Source organism: Pseudomonas sp. Sample_10, from assembly GCF_004321495.1.
GTDB lineage: Bacteria > Pseudomonadota > Gammaproteobacteria > Pseudomonadales > Pseudomonadaceae > Aquipseudomonas.
Genome location: NZ_RCOE01000181.1, coordinates 15,563 through 30,687, shown reverse-complemented (window position 1 = coordinate 30,687; position 15,125 = coordinate 15,563). Strand labels below are relative to the sequence as shown.

At 61.3% G+C, this 15,125-nt stretch carries 14 protein-coding genes; 9 read left to right on the top strand and 5 right to left on the bottom strand.

Annotated elements, in window-relative coordinates; translation table 11 throughout:
* Positions 1 to 55: 55 nt before the first annotated feature.
* Positions 56 to 1,411, bottom strand: coding sequence for an ATP-binding protein (locus D8U18_RS17910; RefSeq protein ID WP_056854833.1), 1,356 nt, complete (start codon positions 1,409 to 1,411; stop codon positions 56 to 58).
* A complete protein-coding gene (locus D8U18_RS17905) occupies positions 1,408 to 2,115 on the bottom strand; it encodes a response regulator (RefSeq protein WP_056854834.1) in 708 nt (235 codons plus the stop codon). Before D8U18_RS17905 ends, D8U18_RS17910 begins: the two co-directional genes overlap by 4 nt.
* A gap of 164 nt (positions 2,116 to 2,279) precedes the next feature.
* Here D8U18_RS17905 and D8U18_RS17900 point away from each other — a divergent pair, with 164 nt between their 5' ends.
* From D8U18_RS17900 to tynA, 3 genes are all read left to right on the top strand, one after another.
* On the top strand, positions 2,280 to 2,582 hold the full coding sequence (locus D8U18_RS17900) for a hypothetical protein (protein ID WP_056854835.1): 303 nt from the start codon (positions 2,280 to 2,282) through the stop codon (positions 2,580 to 2,582).
* A 46-nt stretch (positions 2,583 to 2,628) separates the two neighbouring features.
* On the top strand, positions 2,629 to 3,303 hold the full coding sequence (locus D8U18_RS17895; protein WP_131108112.1) for a DUF3313 domain-containing protein: 675 nt from the start codon (positions 2,629 to 2,631) through the stop codon (positions 3,301 to 3,303).
* Between the two features lie 107 nt (positions 3,304 to 3,410).
* Positions 3,411 to 5,699 (top strand): primary-amine oxidase, encoded by a 2,289-nt coding sequence (gene tynA / locus D8U18_RS17890; RefSeq protein ID WP_131108111.1) that lies wholly within the window; start codon positions 3,411 to 3,413, stop codon positions 5,697 to 5,699.
* Positions 5,700 to 5,829: 130 nt separating this feature from the next.
* On the opposite strand, the gene feaR is transcribed toward tynA, so the two are convergent.
* From feaR to paaY, 3 genes are all read right to left on the bottom strand, one after another.
* The gene (feaR, locus tag D8U18_RS17885; protein WP_130904200.1) at positions 5,830 to 6,744 is read right to left on the bottom strand and encodes a transcriptional regulator FeaR; all 915 of its coding nucleotides are present in this window, start codon (positions 6,742 to 6,744) and stop codon (positions 5,830 to 5,832) included.
* Between the two features lie 102 nt (positions 6,745 to 6,846).
* The gene (paaX, locus tag D8U18_RS17880; RefSeq protein ID WP_056854839.1) at positions 6,847 to 7,770 is read right to left on the bottom strand and encodes a phenylacetic acid degradation operon negative regulatory protein PaaX; all 924 of its coding nucleotides are present in this window, start codon (positions 7,768 to 7,770) and stop codon (positions 6,847 to 6,849) included.
* A 92-nt stretch (positions 7,771 to 7,862) separates the two neighbouring features.
* Positions 7,863 to 8,459, bottom strand: a complete 597-nt coding sequence (gene paaY, locus D8U18_RS17875) for a phenylacetic acid degradation protein PaaY (protein WP_056854840.1) — start codon at positions 8,457 to 8,459, stop codon at positions 7,863 to 7,865.
* Between the two features lie 348 nt (positions 8,460 to 8,807).
* Between paaY and paaF the strand changes: the two genes are divergently transcribed.
* The 6 genes from paaF to paaK all read left to right on the top strand — a co-directional run bounded on the left by paaF (position 8,808) and on the right by paaK (position 15,002).
* Positions 8,808 to 9,581 (top strand): 2,3-dehydroadipyl-CoA hydratase PaaF, encoded by a 774-nt coding sequence (gene paaF / locus D8U18_RS17870; RefSeq protein ID WP_130908391.1) that lies wholly within the window; start codon positions 8,808 to 8,810, stop codon positions 9,579 to 9,581.
* 37 nt (positions 9,582 to 9,618) lie between these two features.
* Entirely contained in the window at positions 9,619 to 10,410 is a 792-nt protein-coding gene (gene paaG, locus D8U18_RS17865) for a 2-(1,2-epoxy-1,2-dihydrophenyl)acetyl-CoA isomerase PaaG (protein WP_130908392.1), read from the top strand.
* A 3-nt stretch (positions 10,411 to 10,413) separates the two neighbouring features.
* Positions 10,414 to 11,931: a 3-hydroxyacyl-CoA dehydrogenase PaaH gene (gene paaH, locus D8U18_RS17860; RefSeq protein ID WP_131108110.1), complete on the top strand. Its 1,518-nt coding sequence runs from the start codon at positions 10,414 to 10,416 to the stop codon at positions 11,929 to 11,931.
* On the top strand, positions 11,924 to 12,373 hold the full coding sequence (gene paaI, locus D8U18_RS17855; protein ID WP_056854844.1) for a hydroxyphenylacetyl-CoA thioesterase PaaI: 450 nt from the start codon (positions 11,924 to 11,926) through the stop codon (positions 12,371 to 12,373). The genes paaH and paaI overlap by 8 nt, the downstream gene beginning before the upstream one ends.
* Positions 12,366 to 13,577 carry a 3-oxoadipyl-CoA thiolase gene (gene pcaF, locus D8U18_RS17850; RefSeq protein WP_131108109.1) on the top strand — a complete coding sequence of 404 codons (1,212 nt, stop codon included), beginning with the start codon at positions 12,366 to 12,368 and terminating at the stop codon, positions 13,575 to 13,577. The genes paaI and pcaF overlap by 8 nt, the downstream gene beginning before the upstream one ends.
* 99 nt (positions 13,578 to 13,676) lie before the next feature.
* Positions 13,677 to 15,002 carry a phenylacetate--CoA ligase PaaK gene (gene paaK, locus D8U18_RS17845; protein WP_130904197.1) on the top strand — a complete coding sequence of 442 codons (1,326 nt, stop codon included), beginning with the start codon at positions 13,677 to 13,679 and terminating at the stop codon, positions 15,000 to 15,002.
* Positions 15,003 to 15,125: the final 123 nt, after the last annotated feature.

The following is a 15,125-nucleotide window of genomic DNA, read 5'->3' as shown; positions in this document are numbered from 1 at the left end:
CCTATTAACCCAAGGCAACGATTTGCAGCTCAGTGGGCAAACAGCCCGCCATCCGCTATCGTCCGGCAGCGTTTGCCCTGCGAGCGCCGGGCAATTGCACACGCGCAATCAGCCCCGCGCCGCTGCGATTGCGCAGTGTCAGCTCTCCGCCTTGTTCGCGAACGATTGCCCGCGCAGCGGACAATCCCAGGCCGACACCGCCAGTATCACGGTTGCGTGAGGTTTCCAGTCGATAAAAAGGCTCGAACACTCGCTCAAGCGCAGACTCGGGAATGCCCGGGCCATCGTCCATGACTTCGATGCAAACCCGCTGCTCATCCTCCATCAGCTGGATGCTCGGCTTACTCGCATACTTCACTGCGTTTTCCAGCAGATTGACCACCACCCGCTTGATCCCGAGCGGGCGGCCGTCGTACACCAGATGGGCCGGGCCAGTGAAATCGACCTCGATACCTTGGTCGCGGAAATCATCGATGATCGTTTGCAGCAACTCCGAGAGATCGAACGCAGTGGTTTGCTCCCTGTGGGTTTCTTCGCGGAAAAAGCCCAGCGCCGCGTTGATCATCGTTTGCATTTCTTCGATGTCACGGACCATTTTGCGCTGCTGCTCCAGGTCGTCCATGAACTCGCTGCGCAGGCGCATCCGCGTCAAAGGAGCCCGCAGGTCGTGGGAGATGGCGGCGAGCATTTGCGTGCGCTCGCTGAGAAAGTGCCGAATCTGCGCCTGCATGGTGTTGAAGGCGATGATGGCCTGGCGAATCTCATGGGGGCCCTCGATTTTGATCGGCGGCGCATGCAAATCCCCGCCGAAGCGGCGCGCGGCGCTGGCAAAGCGTTGCAGCGGGTTGGCCAGTTGCCGGGTGGCAACCCAGGCGACGAGCAGGGTTGCGATCAGACCCAGGGCAATGATGATCGGGATCCGGACATTGGCGTCGAGCCCCCAGCTTCGTTCCGGCGGCGTGAACGACAACCAGCTGCCATCGAGCAACTGCACGAGTGCAACGTAGTGCGCCTGAGGGCTTTCGTCCGGCCAGTCGCCGGGGTTGAAGACTTCTATGTCTCGGGGAGTATCACCCAGCAATTGCTGTAACGGCGAACTGTTCGGCGTCACCTGTTTACCGCCCGAGGGCAGGTGGAAATCGGACCGCTGCGGGTGCCAGTTCACCTCAAGCATCGGGCTGCTTGCCGCAGCGGCCAAATGCGAACGCGAGGCCGCCGGCGCCGCTTCGATTACCCGCACATTCGCCGCCATCTGTTCCAGCAAGCCCGTGCGTTCGATGGGCGGACGGCCCCATGTACCGGCGAGCTGCATGAACAAACCATTGAGTGCCAGCGAAGCGATCATCGCCGCGACGATGGTCAGCGCGATCCGGCTTCTGAGAGTGTCGCGAGGGGCCAGTCGACGGATCACGAGCGGGTTACCCTGGCAGAGAACATGTAGCCGCCGTTGCGCACCGTGCGAATCAGGTCCGGGCGCTTGCTGTCCGGTTCGATCTTGCGGCGCAGGCGACTGACCTGCACATCGATGCTGCGGTCATAGGCATCGTGGCCCTGGCCACGCGCCAGGTCGATCAGTTGTTCCCGGGTGAGAATGCGTTGCGGATGCTCGAGAAAAACCAGCAGCAAATCGAACTCCCCGGCCGACAGCGGAATCATCACGCCCTCGGGTGAGCGCAACTCGCGACAGGTGATATCCAGTTGCCAATCGGCAAAGGTAATGACCGGCCGCGTCGGTTCCTGCCCCAGGCTTTTCTCGCCTGCGCGACGTTGCACAGCGCGCAGACGGGCCAGCAGCTCCCTCGGGTCGAACGGTTTGGTCAGGTAATCGTCAGCGCCCAGTTCCAGACCGATGATGCGGTCGCTCAGCTCGCCCATGGCGGTCAACATGATGATCGGAATTGCCGTTCTCGCCCGCAGCTTCTGGCAAAGACTCAGGCCGCCTTCGCCCGGCAGCATCAGGTCAAGAATGATGATGTCCGGGCGGTTTTTTTCGATCACCGCCCACATGGCGTCACCCTGGGTGGCCAGATCCACTTCGTAGGCATGCTGAACAAAGAACTTTTTCAGCAAGTCCAGGATTTCCACATCGTCGTCGACGATCAGCAGTCTGCTCACGTTCAGGGGTCCATGGGTCGGAAAAGGAGCGTATCTAAAACCATTGCGCGGCCGCGGTCATATATTTCAATCGAGCAACATTTCTACATCCCGGACATTTTTCGGACATACCACCGCAATCCCCCTGCGGCACCCTGCGCGACTTTCAACCCATGAGGTCTTCCATGCAGGGATCGAACAGCACCTACCCGATCGAGGCGGTCGATAGCGCGCATAGCGTGATCCTCAATCAGCGCACAAGTACCCCAGGCGACGACGAACCGATTTTATTCCAGCAGGCATGCCTGGGTCTGACCGACGATCGGACCCACGTTGTACTGCGCCGTTATTACGAGCGCTACAGCCCGACCGACAGCAACTGGGTGGAATACATCCACTCAGTGCCCATTGCCGAATTCACCCACTGGATCATGGCCCATGGCGGCCTGCGTATCGAATGCTCGGAAGAGCTGCCGGGCGGCAGATGATCAGCGGCAAGCCCCTTGCGCAATTCATCCACTCAGGAATCCCTTGATGAGAAAACACTTCTCGCTGCCGCTATTGGCTGCCACCACCCTGGCCCTTGCGGCGTGCAGCAACAAAAAAGTCACACCTGAGGCCTACTCGGGCTTCTTGAAGGACTACAGCGTTTTGACCGAACACCAGTCGCCGTCGGGGCAAACCGTGCTGAGCTGGGTGAGCCCGACACTCAAGGTCCAGCGTTACACGCAGGTGTACATCGAACCGAGCCAGTTCTATCCACAGCCCCTGCCTACTGAGCGAATTCCGCAGACTACGCTCTCGGACACCACCTGGTATTACGACGCCGTGCTCAAGCACGAACTGGGCAAAGTGTTGCCCGTGGTCACGACCCCAGGCCCCAACACCCTGATCGTTCGGCCCGCGATCACCGGCGTCACGGCCAGCACCCAAAGCCTGCGCTACTATGAATGGTTGCCGATTACCCTGGTTGCAGCGGGCGTCAGCACGGCCACCGGGATCCGCGACCAGGACAGTGAAATCGCTACCGAAGTGCTGTTTCTCGATGGCGGGACCAAGGCCGTGGTAGCTGAAGTGGTGCGCAAAGGCACGGGTGTCCCGCTGGAAAACGACCAGCAAGTCATCACGACGGCGAACGTCAAGAGCGTGCTCGATGGTTGGGCCAGCGACCTGCGCAATTCGTACGTGGCGATGCGCAAAAAACAGTAACCCGGCACGCATCCAAAGCAATCTGGCAGGAATCCCAATGCATCCGGCGGCTGGCTGTAGCAAAGTGCAAGAATGCCAGTCACCGGCTTTTCCTCAGGAATGCACACATGTCCAGCACCCACGCATCACCAAAGAGATCACCGCTTGCCCGGCTCGCCCTGGCCATTTCCCTGAGTGCCCTCGGCCTGTCTTTCTGCGCCGGCAATGCCCTGGCCCATGGTGGCCAAGCGGAAATGGTGCCACTGCAGGCGGGTCTTGAAGCGTTTGGGGCCACGGTCAAATGGGACGATTATTCGAACCTGTTCACCATTGCCAAGGATGGGGTCTACCTCAAGGTCAAGCCTGACAGCAAAGTCGCCATGCTCAACGGCAAGCGCATCGAGCTGACGGTGCCGGTGGTGTTCAAGGACCATACGGCGTTCATGTCCAAGGACTTCATCAACCAGGTGTTCCAGTCCGGCCTGGACAAGACCTTCGTTGTCGAAACCCGCCCCAGCCCGCTCAACCCCTTGAGCGCGGCTGAAATCACGGCGGCGGTGGACATCGTCAAACAATCGGAAAACTACAAACCTGGCTTTCGCTTCACCGAAGTCTCGGTCAAGGAACCGCCGAAGGATCAGGTGTGGAACTTCGTCCTTACGGGGCAAAACGTCAGCCAGCCGCGCCAGGCTTCGATCGTGGTACTGGACGGCAAGCATGTGATCGAAGCGTTGGTCGATCTCGACAGCAAACAGCTCAAGTCCTGGACACCGCTGCAAGGCGCCCATGGCATGGTGTTGCTGGACGATTTCGCCACGGTGCAGACCGCCGTGGAAACCAGCCCGGAATACGCGCAAGCCTTGGCCAAGCGCGGTATCACCGATGTGAAGAAGGTCGTGGCGACACCGCTGACCGTCGGTTACTTCGACGGCAAGGACGGCCTGGCGCAGGACAAACGCCTGCTGAAAATCGTCAGCTACCTGAATGTCGATGACGGCAATTTTTGGGCGCACCCGATCGAAGGCCTGGTGGCGATTGTCGATCTGGAACAGAAAAAACTGATCAAGATCGAAGACGACGCGCTGATCCCGGTGCCGATGAAACCGACGCCGTATGACGGACGTGGACGCCAGGCCGTGGCCGTCAAACCGCTGGAAATCATCGAACCCGAGGGCAAGAACTACACCATCAGCGGCAACAGCATTCACTGGCAGAACTGGGATTTCCATGTTCGCCTCGACTCGCGGGTCGGGCCGATCCTGTCCACCGTTACTTACGACGACAAGGGCAAGAAACGCAAGATCATGTACGAAGGCTCGCTGGGCGGGATGATCGTGCCTTACGGCGACCCCGATGTCGGTTGGTACTTCAAGGCCTACCTGGACTCAGGCGACTACGGCATGGGCACCCTGACTTCACCGATTGCCCGCGGCAAAGACGCGCCGCAAAACGCCGTGTTGCTGGACGCCACCATCGCCGACTACACCGGCGCACCAACCGCCATCCCCCGGGCCATCGCGGTATTCGAGCGCTATGCCGGCCCGGAGTACAAACACCAGGAAATGGGCCAGCCCAACCTCAGCACCGAGCGGCGTGAACTGGTGGTGCGCTGGATCAGCACCGTGGGCAACTACGACTACATCTTCGACTGGGTCTTCCAGCAGAACGGCACCCTCGGCATCGATGCCGGCGCCACCGGTATCGAAGCGGTCAAGGGCGTGAAATCCAGGACCATGCACGAAGATACCGCCAAGGAAGACACCCGCTACGGCACTCTGCTCGACCACAACATTGTCGGCACCACGCACCAGCACATCTACAATTTCCGCCTCGATATGGATGTGGACGGCGAGCAGAACTCGCTGGTGGAAGTGAACCCGGTGGTGTTGCCCAACGACCGCGGCGGACCGCGCACCAGCACCATGCAGACCGAGACCAGAGTAGTCACCAGCGAACAGCAAGCGGCGCAGAAATTCGACCCGTCGACCGTGCGCCTGCTGACCAACTTCAGCAAGGAAAACAAGGTCGGCAACCCAGTGTCCTACCAGTTGATTCCGTATGCCGGCGGCACGCACCCGGTGGCCAAGGGTGCCAACTTCGGCAAGGACGAATGGCTCTACCACCGGCTGAGTTTCATGGACAAGCAACTGTGGGTGACGCAGTACAACCCGGAGGAAAAATACCCGGAGGGCAAATACCCGAACCGCTCGGACAAGGACTCGGGGCTGGGGCAGTTCACCCAGGACAACCAGTCCATCGAGAACACCGACAATGTGGTCTGGCTGACCACCGGCACCACCCACATCGCCCGCGCCGAGGAATGGCCGATCATGCCGACCGAATGGGTGCATGTGCTGCTCAAGCCGTGGAACTTCTTTGATGAAACGCCAACGTTGAATCTCAATTCAGCGAAGTAAAACGGTAAGCACATTACCTGTGGGAGCGGGCTTGCCCGCGATGACGGAGTGTCAGTGGACAGCATTGTTGTCTGATACACCGCTATCGCGGGCAAGCCCGCTCCCACAGGGTCAAGCGGTGCTCATGAAATCAGGCGTACTGTTTGCGGTATTCGCCCGGTGCAATGCCGAAGCGCGATTTGAACGCTGTGGAAAAGTAGCTCGAATCGGAAAACCCCCACGAATACCCCAGCACCGACAATTTCTGTTCCTTGCCTGACTGACGCAGGGATTCAGCGCACAGGTCCAGCCGTCGGTTCTTGATGTAGCGCGCCACCACCAGGCCTTTCTTGGCAAACATCCGGTACAGGCCTCGGGTCGACATGCCGACTTCCCGCGCCAGCCATTCCGGGCACAGTTCCTCGGAGCGGATGTTCGCGTCGATAAAGCTCAGGGTCTTGCGGAAGATCCGTTCGTGCGGGTCTGTGCAATCGTCGGTCTGGCTGATGGCCGGACGCAGCAGGCTGACAATTGCTTCCAGGGTCGCTTCACTTTCCTGGCGGCTGAGGTTCTGCTGGCGCGTGGCATCGAGGATCAAGCGATGCGAAAGCATGGCAATGGGCGATGTCGCCGCGATCCGGTGGCCGCACTTGACCTGGTTGAAGCGCAGGGTTTGCTCGACCAGTTGATACGGCAGGATCAACGACAATTGCCGGGAATTTTCGCTGTAGGTGAAATCACTGGGCCGCGAGGCATCGATCAGGGTGATGTCACCGGCGGACAACAGCACCTTGTCGTCGCCCTGGGCCATGCCTGCGGTGCCATCGAGCTGGAACACCGCAAAGTACTTGCCGTCCTCGCCCGCCGCCACTTGTTGCGGCGTGCGGTAGAGCCGAGCCTGGCAAGCATCGACGAAGCTGAGCTTTAAGGCATCGCTGTGGTATTCGCGGATCCGCCCGGCAAAGTCGCTGCCCAGGGGTTGTGCGTTGAAGGCGCCGCAGATCTGGTTGATCTGATGGATCCACTGATCGAACCCGTCCTGGCGCTGTGCGGTTGTAGAAATCATGTCAGGCCTCACGCAGGCTTATTTTTATTGTCTACGCCAATCCACACGACATCGGGATGCTTCTAGTCTCCTGAACCGCACCTTTCCCTGAACAATGACGTGTTACTTGAGTCCGCCAAAACGTCGATAAAAGCTTTCACCGACATCCGGCAACGGACCATCGGCCGTCTCCAGTGCGCTGTTGAGCCACTCTTCGGCCTTGGCGTAAATCAAACGGTAAATATTGCGGCACAACTGCCGGGCCGCACGCCCTTCCCAATCACCGGGCAACAACTCGTCGGGCAATTGCGGGTCGCGCAGCAGCAGTTTGCGGTACTCGTGAATCAGCAGAATCCGTGCCAGGAAGCAGTCCGAGGGTTGCAGGTTCTCCTGCTCGCGAAGCGCTTGCCAGAGCGGTCGGAACAGCTGGATGAACTCGCTGTAATGGGTCGCCAGTTCCTCGATGTTCCAGCTCTCGCGCACTTGCAGGCGCAGGGCCTTGGAGGCCAGCACATCCTGAGCGGTGGTTTCGAAGACGATGGTGTCTTCCTGGGCCCCCAGGTCGAGCAGCGTTGCGTTGATATCGGCACGGTCGCTGCGCGGGCAGGCCAGGACCACTGGCGAAATCGCACCAAAACCTTGCCACTCCAGTTCTTCGCGCACTTGTTTGCGCTTGTCCTGGGTCAACTGCGACAGCATCACCAGGCACCACGAACCGTCCCAGGCCGGCATGCTGGTGCTGTAGACCCGCTTGAACGCCTTGTCGAAACGCCGGCGACCGGTGCCGGTCAGGCTGTAATAGCTACGGCGGCCGACTTTCTCGGCGGTCAGCCAGCCTTCCTTGGTCAAACGGAAAATCGAGGTGCGGATCAGCCGTTCGTTGATGCCGATCGGCTCGAGCAATTGAATCAGGCTGCCCAGCCACACGGTGCCACCGTGGGGCTCGATGGCATCACCGTACAGCGTGATGATCAAGGAACTGGCGCGAATCGGCGTCTGCTCCTGGAAGCGCGTAATCAGATGGTTCAAGGGTGTCAGGGACGACATGGGCGTACCGAGCGAAAAAAGAAAAGGAATATACCGAATGCCGGGGTGTTAATCCCAATCCCTTGCAGGAGCCAGCCTGCAGGGGACCATGTTCACAAAGTGTTGCCTTTGGGGCGAAGGCCGCTGTCGCTGATTCGCGGCCGATCCGGCTCCGGTTCGCTCAGCGGTTCGCAAACCTGCATCTGCTCCAGGCAACGCTGGGCCAGTTGCTGGTATTCGCGCGTTCCCGCCTGCTTCCACGCCACTTCCTGATCGCTGAGGGTGCGCTTGACGCCGGCCGGTGCACCCATCACCAGCGATTGCTCCGGACATTCGAACCCGGCCTTGACGAACGCCGCCGCCGAAACGAAAGAACGCGCACCGATCCGGGCGTTGTCCATGACCACCGCGTTCATCCCCACCAGCGCATCGGCGCCGATCCGACAGCCGTGCAGCACCGCGCCGTGGCCGATGTGGCCGTTGCGCTCGACCACGGTGTCGCTGTCGGGGAAGCCGTGCATGACGCAGGTGTCCTGCAGGTTGGCGCCCTCCTCCAGCACGATCCGCCCGAAATCGCCACGCAGGCTGGCCAGCGGACCGACATAGCAACGCGGGCCGATGATCACGTCACCTATCAATACAGCGGACGGGTGCACATAAGCGCTTGGGTCAACCACTGGAGTCAGGCCATCAAGGCTGTAGCAGGTCATGGCAGGTTCCTTCACAAAGCGATGCAATTAATGACTCATTTTGTATCACATCACTTTTGCAATCACAAAGACTAAAAAGCGTATCACTTGAAACAGCCCTTTCCGACGAATGCCAGCAGGGTCCTAAAATCAACGAATAACCCAATAAAACCGAGTCAAATCACTCACACAGGGCCCCTCAATCGCAGTGACATCAAACCAGAAGACTCTCAATTAAGACACATTATTTCTATTTTCATATTGCTTTTACGTATCACGTTGTAGCTATACTTTGGCAAAACCGGCCCCAGCGGCCGATCCAATAACGAGCCGGCATCACGCCGAGCGTGCACCGTGAGGGCATCCGCCATGCCTCTAACCCTTGCCGTCGAGTTGATCGAGCCTGGCGTCCGCCTGATTACCCTGCAGCGCCCACAAGCATTGAACGCCCTGACCACTGAGTTACTCGGTGAACTGGCCGATGAACTGAATGCTGCGCAAGCCGATCCCGACACCCGCGTCGTCGTACTCACCGGCAGCCGCAAAGCCTTTGCCGCTGGCGCCGACATCAAGGAAATGGCTGAGCGCGATCTGGTCGGTATCCTCGACGATCCGCGCCAGGCATCGTGGCAAGCCATTACCCGCTTCAGCAAACCGCTGATCGCCGCCATCAACGGCTTCGCCCTGGGCGGTGGTTGCGAACTGGCGATGCACGCCGACATCATCATTGCAGGCCTCGACGCCCGCTTCGGCCAGCCGGAAATCAATCTCGGGATCATGCCCGGCGCGGGCGGTACCCAACGCCTGTTGCGCGCGGTCGGCAAATCCATGGCCATGCAAATGGTCCTCACCGGCGAACCGATCGATGCCCGCCAGGCCCAACGCGCCGGGCTGGTCAGCGAAGTGACGCAACCGGAATTCACCGTCGAACGCGCCCTGCACATTGCCCGCAGCATCGCGGTCAAGGCGCCGCTGGCAGTACGCCTGGCCAAGGAAGCCCTGCTCAAAGCCATGGACACCGACCTCGCCAGCGGCCTGCGCTTCGAGCGCCACGCCTTCACCGTGCTGGCCGGCACCCGCGATCGCAACGAAGGCATTGCCGCCTTTCAGGAAAAACGCCTGCCGACCTTTACCGGCCAGTAATCACTGAATTCGAGATCTCCAAGAGAGCGCCAAGACCATGAACTTCGAACACATCCTGTTTTCCATCGAGGCCGGCGTCGCCCTGCTCAGCCTCAATCGCCCGGACCAGCTCAACAGCTTCAACACCCAGATGCATGGCGAGGTCAAAGAAGCGCTCAAACAAGTGCGGCAGAACCCGGACGTGCGGGTGCTGCTGCTGACCGGTGAAGGTCGCGGCTTCTGCGCCGGGCAGGATCTGAGCGACCGCAACGTCGCCCCGGGCAGCGCCGTGCCGGATCTGGGCGAGTCCATCGAGAAGTTCTACAACCCGCTGATCCGCCAGCTGCGCGACCTGCCGATGCCGGTGATTTGCGCGGTCAACGGTGTGGCAGCCGGGGCCGGTGCCAACATTCCACTGGCCTGCGATCTGGTACTGGCGGCGCGCTCGGCGAGCTTCATTCAGGCGTTCTGCAAAATCGGCCTGATCCCTGATTCCGGTGGCACCTGGACCTTGCCGCGCCTGGTCGGCATGGCTCGGGCCAAGGCTCTGGCACTGCTGGGCAACCGCCTGAGTGCCGAACAGGCCGAACAATGGGGCTTGATCTACCAGTGCGTGGACGACGCCGACCTGCGCGAAGAAGCGCTGAAACTGGCCCGCCACCTGGCGACGCAGCCGACCTACGGCCTGGCGCTGATCAAGCGCAGCCTCAACGCCAGTCTGAGCAACAGCTTTGACGAACAGCTGGAACTGGAGCGTGACCTGCAACGTCTGGCCGGGCGCAGCGAGGACTACCGCGAAGGCGTCGGCGCCTTCATGGAAAAACGCACCCCAGTTTTCAAGGGGCGCTGAGTCATGAGCGCACTCAACACCAACGCACGCATCGCCGTGATCGGCGCCGGTGCCATGGGCGCGGGCATTGCCCAGGTCGCGGCGCAGGCCGGGCATCCGGTGCTGCTGCTGGACAATCGCCCAGGCGCGGCCGCTCAAGCCATTGAAGGCATCGATCGGCAACTGGGCAAACGGGTCGAAAGCGGCAAGCTGTCGGCCGAATCGCGCACTGCAACCATCGCTCGCCTGCAAGCGGTGGACGCCATCGAAGCTTTGGCCGACTGCGCGCTGATCATCGAGGCCATCGTCGAAAACCTTGATGTCAAGCGTGCACTGTTCCGTCAGCTCGAAGGCATTTGCGGCGAACATTGCATCCTCGCCAGCAATACCTCGTCGCTGTCGATCACCAGCATCGCTGCGCAGCTTGAACATCCTCACCGCTTGCTCGGCCTGCACTTCTTCAACCCGGCGCCAGTGATGGCGCTGGTGGAAATCGTCTCCGGGCTGGCCAGCGATCCGACATTGGCCGAGTGCCTGTACGACACCGCCAGGGCCTGGGGCAAAAAACCGGTGCACACCCGCTCCACACCGGGCTTCATCGTTAACCGCGTGGCCCGGCCGTTTTACGCCGAAAGTCTGCGGATGCTTCAGGAAGGCGCGGCCGACTGCCCGACACTGGATGCGTTGATGCGCGAGGCCGGTGGCTTTGCCATGGGCGCGTTCGAACTGACCGATCTGATCGGCCACGACGTCAACTACGCCGTGACCTGCTCGGTGTTCGACGCCTATTACCAGGACACGCGCTTCCTGCCGTCGCTGATCCAGAAAGAGCTGGTCGACGGTGGACGTCTGGGGCGCAAGAGCGGCCAGGGTTTCTACAGCTACGCCCAAGGGGCAGAGCGCCCGCACACCACGCAAATCAGCAGCGACGCGCAGGTCGAGGTTTGTGCCGTGGAAGGCGACCTCGGTATCGCCCAAGGTTTGCTTGTGCGACTGCGCGAACAAGGCGTCCAGATCATCCAGCGCGATGGCAAGGGTTTGCTGCGGATCGGTGACGCCGTGCTGGCCTTGAGCGATGGGCGCATGGCCTGTCAGCGGGCTCGGGAAGACGGGCTGCGCAACCTGATCCTGCTGGATCTGGCGTTCGATTACGTCAACGCCAAACGCATCGCCATCAGCCATGCGGCTGGCATCGATCCACAGGCTCTTGAACAAGGCGTGGCCTTGCTGGAACGGGCCGGGCTCAAGGTCAGCCTGCTCAGTGACAGCCCGGCCCTCGCCGTGCTGCGCACCGTGGCGATGCTCGCCAACGAAGCGGCCGACGCCCTGCTGCAAGGCGTGGCCTCAGCCAAAGACATCGATCTGGCGATGCGCGCCGGGGTCAACTATCCGCAGGGGCCGTTGGCCTGGGCTGATGCCATTGGCCTGTCGCACATTCTTGAAACGCTGGAAAACCTGCAGGCCAGTTATGGCGAGGAACGCTACCGGCCGTCGCTGCTGCTGCGCCGTCGGGTCGCCGAAGGGAGACACTTCCATGACTAATCACCAAGCCATGACATTGGCCAGCGACTGTGCGCAAGCATTGTTCCAGCGCGACACCGCCAGCCAGGCCATGGGCATGCGCCTGCTCTCGGCCGGCCCCGGTTGTGCCCGGGTCGGCATGACCGTGCGCGCGGACATGCTCCAGGGCCACGGCACTTGCCACGGCGGTTACCTGTTCGCCCTCGCCGACTCGGCGTTTGCCTTTGCCTGCAACAGCTACAACGAAGCCACCGTGGCCATCGGTTGCAGCATCGACTACATCGCCCCGGCCCGCCTGGGTGACACGCTCAACGCCGACTGCATCGAGCAAAGCCGCTCCGGGCGCACCGGCAACTACGACGTGCGCATTGAAAACCAGCAGGGCCAGTTGATCGCCCTGTTCCATGGCAAATCCTACAAAGTGCGCGGCCCGGTGCTGACGCAGGAGAACCCGAATGAATGACGCCCTGATCATCGATGCAATCCGCACCCCGATAGGCCGCTACGCCGGTGCATTGAGCAGCGTGCGCGCCGACGACCTCGGCGCGGTGCCGTTGCGCGAACTGCTGCGCCGCCACCCGCAAGTCGACTGGAGCAGCGTCGACGACGTGATCTACGGCTGCGCCAACCAGGCCGGCGAAGACAACCGCAACGTCGCGCGCATGTCGGCGTTGCTGGCCGGGTTGCCGGTGAGCGTGCCGGGCACCACCCTCAATCGTTTGTGCGGCTCCGGGCTGGATGCTGTCGGCACGGCGGCGCGGGCGATTCGCAGTGGTGAGGCCGGGTTGATGCTGGTCGGGGGTGTTGAGTCGATGTCGCGCGCGCCGCTGGTGATGGGCAAGGCTGAGCAGGCGTTCTCTCGTGCGGCCGAAATGTTCGACACCACCATTGGCTGGCGCTTCGTCAACCCACTGATGAAAAAGGCCTACGGCATCGATTCCATGCCGGAAACCGCCGAGAATGTCGCCGAACAGTTCAACATTTCCCGCGCTGACCAGGACGCCTTCGCCCTGCGCAGCCAGCAACGCGCCGCGGCCGCCCAGGCCAGTGGGCGATTGGGGAAAGAAATCGTCGCGGTAGAAATCCCGCAGCGCAAAGGCCCGGCCAAAGTGGTCGAGCACGATGAACATCCTCGCGGCGACACCACCCTTGAGCAACTGGCCAAACTGGGGACGCCGTTCCGCGAAGGCGGCAGCATCACCGCCGGCAACGCCTCCGGGGTCAACGACGGCGCCTGCGCGCTGCTGCTGGCCAACCCGGAAACCGCCAAACGCCACGGCCTGACCGCCCGTGGCCGGGTCGTGGCCATGGCCACTGCCGGCGTCGAACCACGGATCATGGGCATCGGCCCGGTGCCGGCCACGCGCAAGGTGCTGGAGCTGGCCAACCTGAGCCTGGCCGACATGGACGTGATCGAGCTCAACGAAGCGTTTGCCGCACAGGGCCTGGCGGTGCTGCGCGAGCTTGGCCTGAGCGACACCGATCCGCGGGTGAACCCCAACGGCGGTGCCATTGCCCTCGGCCACCCGCTGGGCATGAGCGGCGCGCGACTGGTGACCACCGCCCTGCATGAGCTTGAGGAACGTAACGGCCGCTACGCCCTGTGCACCATGTGCATCGGCGTCGGCCAAGGGATCGCGCTGATCATCGAGCGTCTACCCCACTAAAGAATCGCGATTCCCAAGGAGCCCAGAGGTATCCTTGGGGCATGCACTCAAAGCCCCTGCACGCGGGGGCTGGAACACAAAAACAATTCGAGTGAATACATGAACATGCCAATTGCCAAAGCCGTGCTCAACCCTGTGCTGGACCCGCTGGAAACCGCCAGCATCGACGAGCTGCGCCAGCATCAGCTGGAACGCCTGCGCTGGAGCCTGAACCACGCCTACAACAACGTGCCGCTGTATCGTCAGCGTTTCGATGCGCTGGGCGTGCACCCGGATGACATCCAATCCCTGGACGACCTGGCGAAGTTTCCCTTCACCACCAAATCCGACCTGCGCGACAACTACCCTTACGGCATGTTTGCCGTACCGATGCACGACATCGTGCGATTGCACGCGTCCAGCGGCACCACTGGCAAACCGACCGTGGTCGGCTACACCCAGAACGACATCGACACCTGGGCCAATGTGGTGGCCCGTTCGATCCGTGCAGCCGGTGGCCGCCGTGGCGACAAAGTGCACATTTCCTACGGCTACGGCCTGTTCACCGGCGGCCTCGGCGCGCACTACGGCGCCGAACGCCTGGGTTGCACCGTGATTCCGATGTCCGGTGGCCAAACTGAAAAGCAAGTGCAATTGATCAAGGATTTCCAGCCGGACATCATCATGGTCACGCCGTCCTACATGCTCAACATCGCCGATGAAATCGAGCGCCAGGGCATCGACCCGCACAAACTGGCCCTGCGCCTGGGCATCTTCGGCGCCGAACCGTGGACCGCCGAACTGCGCAGCGCCATCGAGGCACGCCTGGGCATCACCGCGCTGGACATCTACGGCCTGTCGGAAATCATGGGGCCAGGTGTCGCCATGGAATGCGCCGAAACCAAGGACGGCCCGACCATCTGGGAAGACCATTTCTACCCGGAAATCATCGACCCGGTCACTGGCGAAGTCCTGCCAGACGGCCAGATGGGCGAACTGGTGTTCACCTCACTGAGCAAAGAAGCCCTGCCGATGATCCGCTACCGCACCCGCGACCTGACCCGCCTGCTGCCGGGCACCGCGCGTCCGATGCGACGCATCGACAAAATCACCGGACGCAGCGATGACATGCTGATCATTCGCGGGGTCAACGTGTTCCCGACGCAGATTGAAGAACAGGTCCTGAAAGTCAAACAACTTGCCGAGTGTTATGAGATCCATCTGTATCGCAATGGCAACCTGGACAGCGTGGATGTGCATGTCGAACTCAAGGCAGAGCACCAGCACCTGAGTGACGAACAACAGAAGGCTGTTTGCGGGGAATTGAGCAAACACATCAAGACGTATATCGGCATCAGCTCGCGGATTGTCTTGCAGCCGTTCCATTCGATCAAACGCTCGGAAGGCAAGGCCTGCCACGTACTGGACAAACGTCCGAAAGCATGACTGCTGCACCCTTTTCAGCCCCGCTTTTGCGGGGCTTTTTTTTGGGCGCACGGAAGATGATCGTTCCCACGCTCCGCGTGGGAATACCGCCGGGGACGCTCTGCGTCCCGCAGTCGCCGCCTG

Coding starts and splice junctions, on each gene's coding strand:
- D8U18_RS17900 (WP_056854835.1), top strand. CDS start 2,280: ATGCAGGGATCGAACAGCACCTACCCGATCGAGGCGGTCGATAGCGCG.
- paaF (WP_130908391.1), top strand. CDS start 8,808: ATGCCTCTAACCCTTGCCGTCGAGTTGATCGAGCCTGGCGTCCGCCTG.
- tynA (WP_131108111.1), top strand. CDS start 3,411: ATGTCCAGCACCCACGCATCACCAAAGAGATCACCGCTTGCCCGGCTC.
- paaK (WP_130904197.1), top strand. CDS start 13,677: ATGAACATGCCAATTGCCAAAGCCGTGCTCAACCCTGTGCTGGACCCG.
- paaI (WP_056854844.1), top strand. CDS start 11,924: ATGACTAATCACCAAGCCATGACATTGGCCAGCGACTGTGCGCAAGCA.
- paaY (WP_056854840.1), bottom strand. CDS start 8,459: ATGACCTGCTACAGCCTTGATGGCCTGACTCCAGTGGTTGACCCAAGC.
- paaH (WP_131108110.1), top strand. CDS start 10,414: ATGAGCGCACTCAACACCAACGCACGCATCGCCGTGATCGGCGCCGGT.
- paaX (WP_056854839.1), bottom strand. CDS start 7,770: ATGTCGTCCCTGACACCCTTGAACCATCTGATTACGCGCTTCCAGGAG.
- paaG (WP_130908392.1), top strand. CDS start 9,619: ATGAACTTCGAACACATCCTGTTTTCCATCGAGGCCGGCGTCGCCCTG.
- D8U18_RS17895 (WP_131108112.1), top strand. CDS start 2,629: ATGAGAAAACACTTCTCGCTGCCGCTATTGGCTGCCACCACCCTGGCC.
- feaR (WP_130904200.1), bottom strand. CDS start 6,744: ATGATTTCTACAACCGCACAGCGCCAGGACGGGTTCGATCAGTGGATC.
- pcaF (WP_131108109.1), top strand. CDS start 12,366: ATGAATGACGCCCTGATCATCGATGCAATCCGCACCCCGATAGGCCGC.